We start from the raw sequence: 15240 nt of genomic DNA on the forward strand, positions 1-15240 counted from the left end.
GGGCGCCCATTCGTTGCTCAGACTAGCAACGGGGCGCCCGGTGGGGCGTTAGGCGTGCGGTGCTGACTAACCTGCGGCCGCAGCGTCTGTTGCCGTGACGTCAACGCCGAGGAGCACATAGATCAGACCACTGATGACGCCGGTTGCCGGCTGGCCCACCGTGGCTGGTGCCACGTCACCGTCGTCTCCGACGGGAGCTGCTTCCGTGGCGGCTGTCGTCGTCACGTGATTGACCAGGAAGAGGCGGGCGCCCGATTGCACCCCGGCAATGAAGTCGAGCACCTTGCTGTACTCACCATTGACCGCAAGGTCGAGTGGAATCGTGACGAAGTTTTCAGCGGTGACGAGGGAGCTGGTCGGAGCGGAAACCGTCGCCATCGATGCCGTGCCTGCGGGAACCGGAACGGCAGAAGCCCCCGAAGGAGCAGTCGGAGTCGGAGTCGGAGTCGGCGTTGGCGTTGGCGTCGCCGACGTGCCTTCGGTCGACGCCTCAGGCACCGGAACGACATCCGGAGCCGTGGGGGCGAACGCTGCGGCGGTGCCGAAACTGACCGTGGTGATGGTCACCTGGTTCTGCGCCGCCAGGGCATTCAGCTCGTTTAGCATGGCAGACGTGTCGGCCGACGCGGGGATGGATGCCCTCAGTGCCTGGAGCGCAGTCTGTGCCGTACCGATGTCGGCCTTCTTCGCCTCGAGAGTGAGGAGATTAGCCTCGAGAGCAGCGTTCTGGCCTTCGACCGCCTGCCTCTGCTGGTCGGCGGTGGATGCGGCGGAGAGCTGCGGCGAGATGGCCACGAAGTAGCCGCCGACCACCACGAGAAGAGCCACCACGGCGGCACCGATGACCCAGAGTCTGGCTGGAGTGATCACTGTGCGGCTCCTGTCGCTGCGGTATCTGCGGAATCACCGGCTGGCGTGCCGGCATCGCCGGCCGGCACGTCGGGCAGGAATCGCTTCGAGAGTGCGCTGTCGTTGATGTGCATGATCATGTTCACCGTGTAGCCACCTTCAGCCTGGTTCACCGATGTCGGCATCGCATCCGTGAACCCGGGTACGGCGCGCAGGGCGTCCAACCAGGCCGGGATCTGCGGAATGTCACTGCTCGTCGCCGTGAAGGTGAGCGTGGCGATGCGCGCGCCCTCCAATGGAACCGTCGACTGGGCGTAAGCCTCGGTGGGTGACGCGGAATCGACGTTCACGGCGGTGATGGTCACGCCCGCCGGCAACGTCGCCTGAACTGCCTGGAGGAAACTGCGCCAGTCGATCTCCGTCCAGCCGCCGAGCGCCTGGGCGTCATGCACCGCCTGGGTCGCCTGCTCGACCTGGGTCACGATGGCATAGTCGGCCTGCTTCTGCACGAGATCGCCCGTGCGCTGGTTGGCGTTCGCAAGCAGAAGTTGAGCGTTCACGTTGGTAAATACCGCATAGCCGGTGCCCGCCAAGACGAGCGCGACCGCGAGCACCAGGGCCAGCAGCGCACGCCCCCGTATGCGGCGGACCGCAGCCTGGGCACGAACCTCGGGTGGCAGGAGATCTACGCGCGGTGTCCCGCCGATTTCAACGACCTCGGTCGTCGACTTGGACTGCTTGGGCGCAGCCGCTGGAAGTTGCTTTGCCGCCTTGCGGGCTCCGCGAGCCGATTCGTCAGGTGACTCCTGGGCCTCCACCGCCTCCGGAGGTGTCTCGATGACGCTCATGCCGCCACCATCGCCAGTCCGAGAGCGGCAGCAGCTGATGCGCCATACGTCCGCATCGAGGGCGCATCGAGCCGTTTGGCGATAGCGAAGCCCCCGAACGGGTCGGCGAACGCCACGGGCAGACGGGTGAACTCGCCCAGAGACCTGCCGAACCCGGGCAGAGCCGAGCCACCCCCCGTCAGGATGATCTGCGTCGGCAATCGATTGGGGCGCGTGTTGGAGAAATAGGTGATGGTGTTGCGAATGCTCGTGAGCAGGTCGCCGGTGATCTCGTAGATGATCTCGAGTGCCCGCTGATCTTCAGCGGGCACCGGCACGGAAGAGAGTCCGATGCGGCGCTTGAGTGATTCGGCAGTGGCGATATCAGTCTCGAGCCTGAGCGCCAGCGCCTGAGTGAGGTCGTCACTGCCGGTGGGGATGATGCGCAGGAACTGCGGAACCCGGCCCCCAGCGATGATGACACTGGTGGTGCCCGCACCGACGTCGACCAGAACCGATGTGCCGTTCGCTCCAGCACCCCGAAGCGCAACCCTGGAGACGGCGAAAGGGAGCAGGTCGACATCGACGGTGGTCAGCCCGGCGAGCCTGGCCGCCCTGACATTGCCGAGTACCGCCTCCTTCGGGGCAGCGACGAACAGGCCTTGGATCGCCGGCCCGTTCTCATTCACGATCTCCTCGACCGGGTAGAAGTCCAGCAGCGCCTCGGCCACGGGCATGGGAATGATGTCCTGAACCTGGAAGGGCAGCGATTCGCGAATTCGGCTGCGAGACATCCGCGGCACGGCCAGATCACGGGCGAGTACCTTGTGGTTCCCGATGCCCATGGCGATCGACTTGCTCTTGAATCCGGCGGAGGCCCACATCTTCCTGAGAGCCGCAGCAACGGTATTGGGCTCGACGACCTCGCCCCGCAGGATCGCGCCCTCGGGCACCTCGATCTCGCCATAGCGCTCGATGGTCGGGCGCGACTTGGTCACATCGCTTAGTTCGACCGCCCGGATCACTCGGCTGCCGAAGTCGACGCCGACGATTGATGTCGCCATCAGTTACCTCATTCCATTCACAGTGCACATCAGAGGGTGCCAGCCAGACCGAAGATCGCCAGATAGCCGTTCCAGAGCGGTTCGCCGGCGAGGATGCCGATCCAGGCGCCGAGGAGCATCCAAGGGCCGAAGGGGATACCACTCGTGCGGTCGGCCTTCCGCAACAGGATGAGGGCGAGCCCGAAGAGCCCGCCGAGGATGAACGCCGACAGGGAGCCGACGATGAGCGGGCCCCAACCAAGCCATCCGAGCGCCATGCCGATCACGCCCGACAGCTTGACGTCACCGCCACCCATTCCGCGTGGCGCGATCAGACCGAGAAGGAGGTAGGTGCCGCCGACGATCAGCAGCCCCACGCCGGCGCCGAGCAGCGCGTCCCATGCTCCGCCCAGCGCCGCGGATGCCGTGAACAGCACGGCGAGCACAGGGTAGCCCGGGAGCACGATCCGGTTCGGAAGGGTGTGCGTGTCGAAGTCGATCAATGCGAGGGCCACCGAGATCGCCGCGAGGTAGAGGTACGCGACCAGGATCAATGCGTCGGCGGCGATCTGCTGGCCATCCGTGGCCACGAACAGCGGCGGTACGAATACGAGGGCCACGACCGCGAAGAACAGCGCGGTGCCGAGTTCCACCAAGGGGTAGCGCGCGGAGATCGCGGCCGCGCACGTCCTGCACTTTCCGCGCAGGAAGAGCCATGACAGCACCGGAACGTTGTCGCGCGCGGTGATGTGCGTCCCGCAGCTCGGGCAGGCGCTGGGAGGCGCCACCACCGACATCCGCCTCGGCACGCGATACACCACCACGTTCAGGAACGACCCGATAAGCGAGCCGAATATCCCCACGACGACGACCATGAGGATCAATTCAAATCTCGAATGGACAGCCGCGCAGAGAGAACGATCCCGCTCGGCGTTGATGGCCCGGTCGGGTTGGCGATCCCAGTGCTGAGGTCGTAGCCGGGGAGCCCGAGCGGCTTGTAGTCGATCTTCCCATCTCCGTCCACCGTGGCCTTGCCCCCGAACACCTGACCCGGCCAGCGGATGTCTGCCCCGAGCACTGCCGTGCATGGCGTGTACAGCAATGCCGAGACGCCCGCGAAAGTGAAGCCTCCTCCGGCCGTGGCTGCGGGATTCGACGCCACACCGTTCCAGCTGTTGATCGATCCCTCGTTCACCGGGCAGTTCGGCTGGTGGTTGCTTGTCTCGTCCGGCGTGATGAACCACACGCGATTCGAGGTCGTCGACTTGATCTGCGCGCCCCCGCCGAAGCTGAACTTGTTGGCGACGATCACCTTGTCGCCTGTCAGGGAGACAACTGTTCCACCGTCGAGCTGCATACCCGCAGTGCACGTGCGCATGTCGATCACGTGAGTTCCCGGAAGCTCCATCGCTGCGACGAGCTTGGCCTTCGTGCAGTCGGCCCCGCTGAGGACCTTCTCGGTGTACCCGGTCCACGCGCTCATGTCGTACTTGAAATCGATCCACTCAGGAACCAGGGGCATCGCGGGCGCCGCAGGCCCCGGGCCGGGGCCACTCGCGACGATGGTCTTGACGCCCCTCACGGTGCCCGGACCGCTGAAGGATTTGGCTGTGAGGTTGCCGTCAATGGATGACCCGGACACCGAAGTCGCCGCGCCGGTCGCCCACGCCGTGCCACGGATGTTGCCTCCATTGAGTGCGATCGTGCTGGCCGTGGCATTGCCGCCGACCAGAGTCCCCCACTGCACGGTGATCTTCCCCGAGGGACTGGTCGCCCAGACACTGCCACCGATGAGTGCGCCGTTGATGTCGAGTTCCTTGCCGACGACGTTGCCACCGACCGGAACGACCCCGCTGAATGTGATCTTCTTCGCGGCGTAGACGTCACCGCTGATCTTGCAGCTTCCCGACCCTGTGAACTCGCCATCAGCGACGACGACGTTGGCGTATGTCGGACTGCCACCCGAACAGGTCACGTCACCGTTCTTGACTTGAACGGACGGCACAGCGCCGGTGCCGGCAAGAATTCCACCGGATCCTGAGAAGCCTCCCGAGCTGAAGGCGTAGAGAGCTGCGCCCGTTGCCGTGATGCCGACCGCCGACCGCACCGTCGTGTAGACGGCCTGGATCTTGCGCTGGTCACCGGTTGCATTGCCGACCACGCCTTTGCTCTGCGCGAATCCGGTGGAGGTGATCCGGAGTACCTGGGCGGAGGGGGAAGGGCAGCCCGCGTGCCACGCGCCGTGTGACTGCGCCTCCTCCGGTGTCGAATACTCACTCCACTCGATCGACGCGGAGTAGGCAGGCACGGCCGTGACCGCGGTCGCAGTGGTTCCACCGGCAGGGCACCCAGTGTTCTGCAGCGTTGCAGCCATGGCGTTGACGCCTGATTCCGCTGCCGTGGTCGCCTGCACGCTCGCACGGGTCGCCCCGGTGAAACCCAAGGCGCTGAGGGTCGTCGCGGCGACGGCCATCGCGACGATGAGCGAGATGGAGAAGACTGCGAGCACGGCCATCAGGGCGCTGCCGCGTTCATCGCGTGCGACCGGAAGGATTCGGTTCAGAAGCATGCGAGGCTCTCCGATTGCTGGATACGCTGATTCACGGTGGTCTGGATGAGTACGGCAGGACGATCACCGGCGTCGACGCTCATGTCGAGGGTGACACTCCCCGTGCCCGTTGTGAAGATTCGAGTCGAGTGTGGGGTCACGCCCCGAAGCATCAGAATCCATCCCGGCGGCGTCGTGGTGCCGGCCGGGTCGATGCTCGGAGACGGGATGGGTGTGCTGCCGGGGCCGCTCATCCAGTAGATGGCACCCCCGGACAGCGGGGTGTAGTACCACGCCTGGCAATTGGCGGTTCCAGCGGCGTCGCCGCTGCGGGTGTGAGCGACCAGTAGCTCCGAGTCATCGGTGAGGAGCGTGCGGCGGATGTCCGATGCGTTCGCGATCCCCGTCTTCAAGGATCGGGCGACCAGCTGCCCATCCTGGGTCGCCTGTGAGGAGTCGCGCACGAGCGCATCCCCCTTGATGGAGTTGATGAGGAAGCCGCCGACGATGGCGAGGATCATGACGAAGAGTCCGCTGTAGACGATGAGCTCCACCAGGGTGAAGCCTTTCTCGTCGCGTGCCATCGTCATGCGTGAGCCTTTTGAAGAAGGATGAGGGCGGTCGTTTCGGCGACAACGGAACCTGAGGGGTTGGTGACATAAACCCGAATGGATACGGTCGCCGGGTACACCGTGGGGCAGGTGGTCGTGCCCGTGATGTGCGGAGTGAGCACGACGCCTCGAGGATCGGTGACGCTCACGAGCGGCCGGCCCATGAACTCGACGAATGCGTCGCAATTCTGAGGAGTGGCCAGAGCACCGTCAGCCTGCTGGTTGACGAGTTGGGTGGCCGTGGCTGTCGTGGTGTTGAGCTGTGAGACCTTCAGCCCCTGGATGAGGAGCGGCAGGAATGCGATGGCGACGATGCCCAGGAGGAGCATGGAGACCAGGATTTCGACCATGCCGAAACCGCGCTCGTCCTTGACGAGCGCGGTTTCGGTTGCGTAGGTACTCATAAATGAGACGTTCCGCTCGGATGTCAGGAGCCTAGGAGCCTGCTACTGCCTTGCCGCCGGTGCAGATGCCACCCTTGAGAGCCGCACCTGTGTCGTCAATGGCCGCCTTGTGTGCCGTTCCCGACTTGTCGGTGCCGGCGATGCAGAAGCTCTTGTTGTCTGTCGACCACTGGATGGTGACGGGGATGTCGGCGCTGGGAGTGAATCCATTGGCTGCCGTAAGAGCTACTGCGGTTGGGGCGGTTCCGGAAACGAGCTGTGCGACGACCGCCGTCTTGGCGTTCGTGACCTGAGCCTGGGTCGCGTTGTCTTTCGCTGCATCCTGCTGGCCGAGGTAGATCGGGATGGCGATGGCGGCGAGCACGCCGATGATGAGGACGACGACCAGGAGCTCGATCAGGGTGAAGCCCTTCTCGTTGCCCGCGGCGTCGGTGCGGCGCTTCTGGAGTGCCTGCAGGAAGCGGGTCATGGTGATTCCAATCAGTGTAGGGAGTGACGGAGACGGCGGTTTCGGATCGCCGATAGCGACTCTATTGGCCACCCTGATCGGGATAAAATCCCTTGTAAGGGGGTGAATCGGCGTGATTCTGACCCCAGTTGAGGGGGACGCGCGACGGCGCTGGCGAGGTCAATGGGGTTGACTACTTGATCTGCTCGAAGATGCTGAACATCGGCATGTAGAGCGCGACGATCATCGACCCGATGATGCCGCCGATGACCACGATCATGAGCGGCTCGATCATGGCCGTCAACTGCTCGGTGGCAGACTGCACGTCCTCCTCGTAGAAGTCGGCCACCTTGCCGAGCATCGTCTCCAGCGAGCCGGAGTCCTCGCCGACGGCGACCATCTGGGTGAGCATCTGCGGGAAGATGTCCTCCCGCGCCATCGGCTCCGAAATCGACTTTCCCTGACGCACCGCGTCGCTCACCCGATCCAGGGCATCCTCTATCACCTTGTTGCCCGAGGTCTCCCCGACGATGGCGAGCGATTGGAGGATCGGAACGCCGGAACCGAGCATCGTGGCGAGATTGCGAGTGAACCGTGCGACGGCGAGCTTCTTGATGAGGCCGCCGAAGACCGGCAGCTTCAGCTTCAGCGGGTCCACGAAGCCGCGGACCCGGTCGGTGTGCTTGTTCCTGCGCCACCAGACGCTGAATGCGATCGCCACCACAGCGAACAAAGGAACGAACCAGATCATCTGCTTCGAGAGCACGACGAGAACCTGCGTGGGAAGCGGCAGCTCTCCCCCGAGGCCCTTGAACATGTTCTCGAACACGGGAACGATGAAGATGAGCATGCCGAACATGGCCACGATGGCGATGCAGAGAACCGCCACGGGGTAGGTCAGCGCCGACTTGATGGTACCGCGCAGCTTGACGTCGGATTCGAAACTCGCAGCGACGGACTCCAGAGCACGTTCGAGAAATCCACCCGTCTCGCCGGCCTTCACGAGGTAGATCATGATCGGCGGGAAGACTGTCGGTTGCTTCGCCATCCCGCTCGAGAGCGATCCGCCCGCCTCGATCTCGCCACGCACCGACTTGAGGCTCGCAGCGAGCGTCTTGTTCTCGGTCTGCTCGGCAAGGATGTTCAGCGTTCGCAGCAGCGACAGGCCGGCCGCGACCATCGTCGCCATCTGACGGCTCATCACGGCGAGATCCTTGAGCTTGACCCGATCGCCGAAGGGCATCTTGATCTCCATCTGGAGACCTGTTCCCCCGCTCGACTCGTTTACCTCGATCGGCGAGAGGCCCATCGTGCGCATCCGGTTAACGGCAACGGAGGGGGTCGCGGCGTCCACCTTGCCCTTGACCACCTTGCCGCCGGCGTCACGACCCTTGTACTCGAACGTACGGACGGTGGACATCAGGCGGGATCCTTCGACGAATAGGCGTCGCCGAAGTCGATGCCGTCGAGGCTGGGACCGCCGCCCTGCGTCTCGGTGCGGGAGATCAGCTGCTTGAGGCTCTCGCGATCATTCGACTTCTCGAACGCGGCGTCCCGCGTGATCTTGCCTTCGTTCGCGAGTTCGGCCAGGTGCTGGTCGAGGGTGTGCATTCCGTGCCCGCGACCGGCCTGCATGGCGGAGGGCACCTGGAAGGTCTGCCCCTCGCGCACGAGGTTGGCGATGGCCGGCGTGGTGATGAGGATCTCGGTCGCGACCACACGGCCCTGCCCGCTCGCCCGCTTCACCAGAGTCTGGGTGACCACGCCCTTGAGGGTCGCCGCCAGCTGCGCGCGCACCTGGTTCTGCTGGTGCGGCGGGTAGACGTCGATGATGCGGTCGATGGTCTGGGCCGCGCTCTGCGTGTGCAGTGTGGCGAAGACGAGGTGACCGGTCTCGGCCGCGGTGAGGGCGACGGAGATGGTCTCCAGGTCTCGGAGCTCGCCGACCAGGATGACGTCGGGGTCCTGGCGCAGCACGTGCTTGAGGGCGGCCGCGAAGCTGTGGGTGTCGTGGCCGACCTCGCGCTGGTTCACCAGCGACTTCTTGTGGTTGTGCATGAACTCGATCGGGTCCTCGACCGTCACGATGTGGTCGGCACGGGTGGAGTTCACCAGGTCGATGAGGGCGGCGAGCGTCGTCGACTTTCCGGAACCCGTCGGCCCCGTGATGAGCACGAGCCCACGCGGGAGCGTGGCGAAGCGGCCGACGGACGAGGGAACGCCGAGCTCCTCGAGGGTCTTCAGTTCGGTCGGGATGAGACGGAAGGCGGCGCCGACGTTCTCGCGCTGCTGGTAGATGTTCACTCGGAAGCGGGCGTTCTCCGAGATGGCGTAGGCGAAGTCGAGCTCGAGTTCGCGCTCGAACTTCTGCCGCTGGGCTGGCGACATGATGCTGTAGATCGCCTGCTTCGCCTTGTCGCTGGTCCACACCGGGCCGGGCAGCTGGGTGAGGCCACCATGGATGCGGATGGTCGGCGCCGAATTGGCCGTGACGTGAAGGTCGGATGCTCCTTGCAGCACGACCTCCCTCAGTGAGTGCACGAGGTCACGGTCGGCAGCCTCGCGAGCCGCGGACTTCTCCGTGACAGCGGATGCAGTCGGCTCGGGTCGCTCCCGTGCCGCCTCGCGTGCCGGCGCGGGGGTCGGGGGTGTCTGGGCGAGACCGGCAGCAGCCTCCTCCACGCTCACCTCGGACGCGGACTCGGGCGCGGCGAGGTGCTCGTCGGCGGCGATCGGCGCAACGGGTGCGGCCGGAGGAGCGATGTCGATCACCTCGGTCGGCACCACCGGAAGCACCGCGGTGACGGCGTCGGGCTCGCGAACCTCGGCGTTGAAGAGCCCGGAGTCGAGGGGAGCCGTCTTCGAGAAGTCGGGGACGGTCGGCAGCGCTGGTTCGCCGGCTGACACGACCGGCGCGACGAGAGGAGCGGCATCCGTCTCACCCTCGAGTCCATCGGTGAAGGGATTGCTTGCCTCGGCCGCGATCTCGGCACGGCGAGAGCGCCGCGACTCACCGACAGGAGCGGGCGGGGCCAGCGGCGCACCGGATGCGGCCGCCTCGACGGGCGGGGGCATCGGCGCCGGGGCCGCGAAAGCTGCGGCGGGCGGCAGAGCGACCGGCGCTGCGAGAGGTGCCGCTGGGGCGACGGGCGCGACGACGGGCTCGGGGTTCTGCACCTGCGACGCGTCGCGCAGGGCCTCCTGCCGCAGGCTCTCGCGCCACGAGGCCTCGAGGGCCTCGGCCAGCGGGTCCGAGGCCGCCGGCGAGACCTGTGACGGCTGCACTGGAGGAACGGATGCGGCAGCCGGTGACGCGGCGGGCGGCACGACGGCGGCGGGGCCGGCAGCGGCCGGCGGCGGCACGGGTGCGCTCGAGGGCGGCGGCGACATCGGTGCCGCTCCCCCGGTGCCACCGGTGAGCAGCGCGGCCCAGTCCTCGAACGAGATGCCGGGTGGATTGATCGGCAGGTCGTTGTTCTGGTTTGTCATGACGTCTCCTTGTTCGCGCGGGTCGTCAGACGACGACGCGCATGATCTCTTCAACGGATGTGAGGCCTGCCTGCACCTTGAGCCAGCCGTCCTGGCGGAGGGTCCGCATCCCGTTCGCCTGGGCGGCCCGGGCGATGTCGGAGGACGCTGCACGGGCGACGGCCAGCCGCTCGATCTCCTCGTTGACGGCCATGATCTCGTGCAGGGCGAGACGGCCGCGGTAGCCGGTGTTCGAGCAGCTCGAGCATCCGGTGGGGGCGAAGGTCTGGATGGGCTCACCGTTCGGGTCGACGTCGAAGCGCAGGGCGGCCAGCTGGCGGGACTCGGTGTAGATCGGGTGCTTGCAGCGCTCGCAGAGCCGTCGGGCGAGTCGCTGGGCGACCACGCAGTCGAGCGCCGAACCCACGAGGAACGGTTCGATGTCCATCTCGATGAGGCGGGTCACGGCAGAGGGCGCGTCGTTCGTGTGCAGGGTCGAGAGCACGAGGTGACCGGTGAGCGAGGCCTCGATGGCGATCTGCGCCGTCTCGTGGTCGCGGATCTCACCGAGCAGCACCACGTCGGGGTCGGATCGCAGGATGCTGCGCAGTGCGCTCGCGAAGGTGAGACCGGCCTTCGGGTTCACCTGCACCTGGTTGATGCCCGCCATGCGGTACTCGACGGGGTCCTCGACGGTGATGACGTTGACCTCGGTGCGGGCGACCTGGTTGAGCGTGGAGTACAGGGTCGTCGACTTGCCGGAGCCCGTCGGCCCTGTGACCAGGATCATGCCGTAGGGCTTGGAGTACGACTCGCGGTAGATGGCGCCGTTCGCCTCGCTCAGACCCAGATCGCGCAGGTCGAGGCTCGTGTTGGTGTTGTCGAGGATTCGCATGACGACCTTCTCGCCCCACACTGTGGGAAGGGTCGCAACGCGCAGGTCGATCTTTCGGCCGCCGGAGTTGACCGACATGCGGCCGTCCTGTGGCTTGCGGCGCTCCGCGATGTCGATGTCGCTCATGATCTTGAGGCGCGAGATCACGCCGTTCTGGATGCTCTTCGGGGCGCTCTGCATCTCGTGCAGCACGCCGTCGATGCGGTAGCGCACCCGCACGCTGTTCTCTGCCGGCTCGATGTGGATGTCGGAGGCGTGGTCCTCGATGGCCTGGCTCACGAGGAGGTTGACGAAGCGCACGATGGGCGCGTCGTCGTCCTGCGATTCCGAGACGGAGAACGCATCCGTCAGCAGTGCCGCGTTCTCCTCCTCGAGCGTGTTGGTGAGGTCTGTGAGCTCGTCATCGGCACGGTGATAGCGCGCGATGGCGGTGAGCAGGTCGCTGCGTTCGGCGACCACGGGAACGACCTGGAGACCGGATGCCTCACGCACGTCGTCGATCGCGAAAACGTCGCCCGGGTTGGTCATGGCGAGCACGATGCGCCCGGGGGCGAGCGCGATGGGCAGCACCTCGTAGCGCCGGCAGGTGGCGGCGCTCACCAGCACGATGGCCGCGCGATCGACCGGGTAGTCCACGAGCTCGATGAACGGAACGCTCGCCTGCGCCGCGCGCGCCTTGGCGAGCTGCGTCTCATTGATGACGCCGCGATCGACGAGTCCGCGAACGGCACCCTCGTCGGTCTCGTCCATCCCCATGATCTCGTCGAGATGCTCGATGGGGAGATGTCCGTGCAGGATGAGGATCTCTGAAAGCGCAGCCACGCCGATCCTCCCGATGGGGACACCAAAGCTGCGGCTATGGCCCGAGCAGCCGCAGTTTGTGTAGGGGCAAAGAAGGGGAGCTCGGGTGAGTTGTTCAGGTAACAGGGCAAGCTAACGGGGTTCTCACGAGTCACACCAGTCCCGCAATCGGGGCACGTGGGCCTGTCCACCCTTCGGCCCACCGCGCCTGTACCCCGGCGGCCGGTCGGCCGACGGCGCCCTGACCGGTCCCGGAACGCGGATACGCTCGACAGGTCCCACCTTCACCGATGAGAACGGATGACGCATGGCCCGGTTCGACCTCTCCCTGCCCGAGCTCGAGCGCTATCGGCCGGAGGTGAGCGAACCCGACGACTTCGACGCCTTCTGGCAGCGCACCCTCGACGAGGCGCGGGCGTTCCCGGCTGAGCCGGTCGTGCAGCGCGTAGCCTCCCCGCTCACGCAGGTCGAGGTGCACGACGTGACGTTCAGCGGGTACGCCGGACAGGCGGTCAAGGCGTGGCTGCTGCTGCCGAGCGGCGCTCGCACTAGACTGCCGGCCGTAATCGAGTACCTCGGGTACGGCGGCGGGCGCGGCCTGCCGCACGAGAAGCTCGAGTGGGCCGCATCCGGCTACGCGCACCTGATCATGGACACGCGCGGTCAGGGCAGCGGCTGGGGCAGCGGTGGCGACACCCCCGACCCGGCTGGCACGGGCCCCTCATCCCCGGGCTTCATGACCCGGGGCATCCAGAGCCCGGACGACTACTACTACCGTCGCGTCTACACCGACGGTGCGCGGCTCGTCGATGCCGCGCGCACCCTGCCGCAGATCGATCCCGCGCGCATCGCGGTCACCGGAGTGAGCCAGGGCGGCGGCATCGCCGTGGCCGTGGCCGGCCTCGCCGACGGGCTCGTCGGCGTGCTGCCCGACGTGCCCTTCCTGCAGCACTTCGAGCGCGCGGTCGGGCTGACGGATGCCTTCCCCTACCAGGAGATCGTGACGTACCTCTCGGTGCACCGCGATCTGGTGGAGCAGAGCTATCGCACCCTGTCGTACTTCGACGGCGTGAACTTCGCACGCCGGGCGAGCGCCCCGGCATTGTTCTCGACGGCCCTGCACGATGCGACCTGCCCTCCGTCGACCGTCTTCGCCACCCGCAATCACTGGGCGGCGGAAGCGGCCATCGAGGTGTACCCGTTCAACGAGCACGAGGGTGGCCAGGGCCACCAGTGGGTGAAGCAGGCGGCCTGGCTGTCGGCTCGGCTGTCCGCGGTCGGTGCCGGCGCGGTCTGAGGGAGTCCGGGTTTCGGCCCCGGGCGAGCGGAACGGCGCCAGACGCCCGCCGACTACGATCAACGGGTGACTTCTCCCGCGCCTGCCTCGCACACCGCTCTCGCCATCGACGCCGGCCAGACCGGCATCAAGGTGCGCCTGGACGCTACGTCGGGCACTCAGCAGGACTTCGAGTTCACCGGCATCCGCACCGACCGTCCGCTCATCCCCCAGCTCGCCGGCATCGTCGTGGCCGTGGCCGAGGAGACGGGCAGCGATGTCGACGTCGTGAGCTTCGGCGTCTCGGGACTCACGCCGGAGCAGACCCGTCCCGAGGAACTGTTGTCGGCGCTGAAGCCCTTCCGCGTGCGGGAGGTGCGGCTCACGCATGATTCCATCGGCGCCTACCTCGGAGCCCTCGGAGCGTCACGTGGGGCCGTGGTCGCATCCGGGACCGGCGTCGTCACGCTCGGGGTCGGTGCCTCGACGGTGGCCCGCGTCGACGGATGGGGCTACCTCATCGGCGATGCGGGCAGCGGCTACTCCATCGGCCGGGCGGCCCTCGACGCCGTCATGCGCGCCTATGACGGCCGCGGCGCCGAGACCGCCCTCACCGCGGTGGTGCAGCGCGAGTTCCCCGAGCTCGAGGAGGCGTACATCGATCTGCAGTCCGACGACGGCCGGGTTCGCCGGATCGCCGCATACGCCGCCGTGGTCGGGGAACTGGCCCCGACGGATGCCGTGGCCGCCGGCATCATGACCGCGGCCGGCCGCGACCTGGCGCTCTCCGCACTCACGGCGCTCCGCAGAGTGGGCGAGGACGCCAACCCGACCGCGAGCGTGCGCGGCATCGGAGGAGTGTTCCGCTCCCCGGAGCTCGCGGGCGCCTTCTCCGGGTCGGTTCGCGAGGTGCTGCCCGATGCCGACATCCAGACCGGCTCCGCGCATCCGCTCGACGGCGTCGCGCTCCTTCCCTCCGTCTCCCTCGACGGCCCGTTCGGCCCGCACATCGCGGTGGCCGGCGGGCGCTGAGCCTCCGCCGCACGCGCTCACGGCTCGGCCGGCCGGCCGACGGACCGAACCGACCGTCCGACGGACCGACCGACCGACCGGCGGACCGACCGAAAAGCGAGGAACTTCTCGCCGGAGAGCGGCCGGAAGGGCCGATATCCGGAGAGTTCGCCCGGGACTTCCTCGCTTTTCAGACGCCCGCCTGTCGGTGTGCGCTGCCGATCGACGTCGGAGCGATCGTAGAGTTGGCCCATGGCCCTGATGCAGTGCAGCTTCTTCTCGGATGCGCTCGGCGTGCAGACCCACGCGAACGTGATCCTCCCGCAGGAGGTGAGCCTGGCCGGCGAGCGGATGCCGGTGCTCTACCTCCTGCACGGCCGCTCGGACGACGAGACGGCGTGGCTTCGGTGGACTGCCATCGAGCGGTACGCCACCGAGCACGGCATCGCGGTCGTGATGCCGAACGCCGGGCGCAGCTTCTACACCGACCAGGTCACGGGCTACGACTACTTCACTTTCATCTCAGACGAGCTCCCGCGCGTGATGCAGGGATTCTTCCCCCTTTCAGCGGAGCCTGAGGACACGTTCGTGGCCGGACTCTCGATGGGCGGCTACGGAGCGCTCAAGTGGGCGCTCAACAAGCCGCACACAGTCGCGGCTGCGGCGAGTCTGTCCGGTGCCGTCGACATCGCCGCCCGGGATCAGGATGCCGAGTGGCTGGCGAACCATGGCAGCATCGGGCAGGCGCAGGCCAAGGGTGACGATCTCCTCGCCCTCGTCGCCGCGACGCCGACGGATGCGTCGTCACTGCCGCCGCTCTTCGTCTGGTGCGGCACGGAGGACGCCCTCATCGAGGAGAACCGCCGATTCCGAGCCGCGGCGGATGCGGCAGGGGCGCACCTCAGCTACAGCGAGGGTCCGGGCGGGCATGACTGGGCGCGGTGGGACGAGCAGATCCAGCGGGTGCTGGAGTGGCTGCCGGTGCGCGGGCGCTGAGTCGTTCCGCAAGTGCTCGTCGCGGCATCGTGCTGGTGTGATGCGCGCCCGATCCTCGCCCGC

The 15240-nt window shown here is 66.9% G+C and carries 14 protein-coding genes; 3 read left to right on the forward strand and 11 right to left on the reverse strand.

Features of this window, described 5'->3' with window-relative positions:
• Nucleotides 1-66 precede the first annotated feature (66 nt).
• The 11 genes from ASC59_RS09640 to ASC59_RS09690 form a co-directional block, all read right to left on the reverse strand.
• Nucleotides 67-870: a hypothetical protein gene (locus tag ASC59_RS09640; protein WP_055821411.1), complete on the reverse strand. Its 804-nt coding sequence runs from the start codon at nt 868-870 to the stop codon at nt 67-69.
• A complete protein-coding gene (locus ASC59_RS09645) occupies nt 867-1697 on the reverse strand; it encodes a hypothetical protein (protein WP_055821414.1) in 831 nt (276 codons plus the stop codon). The genes ASC59_RS09640 and ASC59_RS09645 overlap by 4 nt, the downstream gene beginning before the upstream one ends.
• A complete protein-coding gene (gene pilM, locus ASC59_RS09650; protein WP_055821417.1) occupies nt 1694-2740 on the reverse strand; it encodes a type IV pilus assembly protein PilM in 1047 nt (348 codons plus the stop codon). The genes ASC59_RS09645 and pilM overlap by 4 nt, the downstream gene beginning before the upstream one ends.
• A gap of 29 nt (nt 2741-2769) precedes the next feature.
• Nucleotides 2770-3594: a prepilin peptidase gene (locus ASC59_RS09655; protein ID WP_055821420.1), complete on the reverse strand. Its 825-nt coding sequence runs from the start codon at nt 3592-3594 to the stop codon at nt 2770-2772.
• A 5-nt stretch (nt 3595-3599) separates the two neighbouring features.
• Complete coding sequence (locus tag ASC59_RS09660) at nt 3600-5288, reverse strand: hypothetical protein (protein WP_055821423.1); 1689 nt, start codon at nt 5286-5288, stop codon at nt 3600-3602.
• Entirely contained in the window at nt 5279-5857 is a 579-nt protein-coding gene (locus tag ASC59_RS09665) for a PilW family protein (RefSeq protein WP_055821426.1), read from the reverse strand. Before ASC59_RS09665 ends, ASC59_RS09660 begins: the two co-directional genes overlap by 10 nt.
• Complete coding sequence (locus tag ASC59_RS09670) at nt 5854-6282, reverse strand: type IV pilus modification PilV family protein (protein ID WP_055821430.1); 429 nt, start codon at nt 6280-6282, stop codon at nt 5854-5856. The genes ASC59_RS09665 and ASC59_RS09670 overlap by 4 nt, the downstream gene beginning before the upstream one ends.
• 31 nt (nt 6283-6313) lie before the next feature.
• Nucleotides 6314-6751 (reverse strand): competence type IV pilus major pilin ComGC, encoded by a 438-nt coding sequence (locus ASC59_RS17775; protein WP_082513508.1) that lies wholly within the window; start codon nt 6749-6751, stop codon nt 6314-6316.
• 172 nt (nt 6752-6923) lie between these two features.
• Complete coding sequence (locus ASC59_RS09680; protein ID WP_055821433.1) at nt 6924-8150, reverse strand: type II secretion system F family protein; 1227 nt, start codon at nt 8148-8150, stop codon at nt 6924-6926.
• A complete protein-coding gene (locus ASC59_RS17780) occupies nt 8150-10219 on the reverse strand; it encodes a type IV pilus twitching motility protein PilT (RefSeq protein ID WP_327063431.1) in 2070 nt (689 codons plus the stop codon). Before ASC59_RS17780 ends, ASC59_RS09680 begins: the two co-directional genes overlap by 1 nt.
• Before the next feature lie 25 nt (nt 10220-10244).
• Nucleotides 10245-11915, reverse strand: coding sequence for a GspE/PulE family protein (locus ASC59_RS09690; protein WP_157487975.1), 1671 nt, complete (start codon nt 11913-11915; stop codon nt 10245-10247).
• A 286-nt stretch (nt 11916-12201) separates the two neighbouring features.
• Between ASC59_RS09690 and ASC59_RS09695 the strand changes: the two genes are divergently transcribed.
• The 3 genes from ASC59_RS09695 (at nt 12202) to ASC59_RS09705 (ending at nt 15177) form a co-directional block, all read left to right on the forward strand.
• Nucleotides 12202-13191, forward strand: coding sequence for an acetylxylan esterase (locus ASC59_RS09695; protein ID WP_055821438.1), 990 nt, complete (start codon nt 12202-12204; stop codon nt 13189-13191).
• A gap of 66 nt (nt 13192-13257) precedes the next feature.
• On the forward strand, nt 13258-14202 hold the full coding sequence (locus ASC59_RS09700) for an N-acetylglucosamine kinase (protein WP_055821442.1): 945 nt from the start codon (nt 13258-13260) through the stop codon (nt 14200-14202).
• Between the two features lie 231 nt (nt 14203-14433).
• Nucleotides 14434-15177 carry an alpha/beta hydrolase gene (locus ASC59_RS09705; protein ID WP_055821444.1) on the forward strand — a complete coding sequence of 248 codons (744 nt, stop codon included), beginning with the start codon at nt 14434-14436 and terminating at the stop codon, nt 15175-15177.
• Nucleotides 15178-15240: the final 63 nt, after the last annotated feature.

Source organism: Leifsonia sp. Root1293 (genome assembly GCF_001425325.1).
Taxonomy (GTDB): Bacteria; Actinomycetota; Actinomycetes; order Actinomycetales; family Microbacteriaceae; genus Orlajensenia.

Excerpts from the sequence above, each read along its gene's own strand:
- ASC59_RS09655 (WP_055821420.1), bottom strand. The coding sequence starts at position 3,594 with ATGGTCGTCGTCGTGGGGATATTCGGCTCGCTTATCGGGTCGTTCCTG.
- ASC59_RS09660 (WP_055821423.1), bottom strand. The coding sequence starts at position 5,288 with ATGCTTCTGAACCGAATCCTTCCGGTCGCACGCGATGAACGCGGCAGC.
- pilM (WP_055821417.1), bottom strand. The coding sequence starts at position 2,740 with ATGGCGACATCAATCGTCGGCGTCGACTTCGGCAGCCGAGTGATCCGG.
- ASC59_RS09665 (WP_055821426.1), bottom strand. The coding sequence starts at position 5,857 with ATGACGATGGCACGCGACGAGAAAGGCTTCACCCTGGTGGAGCTCATC.
- ASC59_RS09670 (WP_055821430.1), bottom strand. The coding sequence starts at position 6,282 with ATGAGTACCTACGCAACCGAAACCGCGCTCGTCAAGGACGAGCGCGGT.
- ASC59_RS09695 (WP_055821438.1), top strand. The coding sequence starts at position 12,202 with ATGGCCCGGTTCGACCTCTCCCTGCCCGAGCTCGAGCGCTATCGGCCG.
- ASC59_RS09705 (WP_055821444.1), top strand. The coding sequence starts at position 14,434 with ATGGCCCTGATGCAGTGCAGCTTCTTCTCGGATGCGCTCGGCGTGCAG.
- ASC59_RS17780 (WP_327063431.1), bottom strand. The coding sequence starts at position 10,219 with ATGACAAACCAGAACAACGACCTGCCGATCAATCCACCCGGCATCTCG.
- ASC59_RS17775 (WP_082513508.1), bottom strand. The coding sequence starts at position 6,751 with ATGACCCGCTTCCTGCAGGCACTCCAGAAGCGCCGCACCGACGCCGCG.
- ASC59_RS09645 (WP_055821414.1), bottom strand. The coding sequence starts at position 1,697 with ATGAGCGTCATCGAGACACCTCCGGAGGCGGTGGAGGCCCAGGAGTCA.
- ASC59_RS09680 (WP_055821433.1), bottom strand. The coding sequence starts at position 8,150 with ATGTCCACCGTCCGTACGTTCGAGTACAAGGGTCGTGACGCCGGCGGC.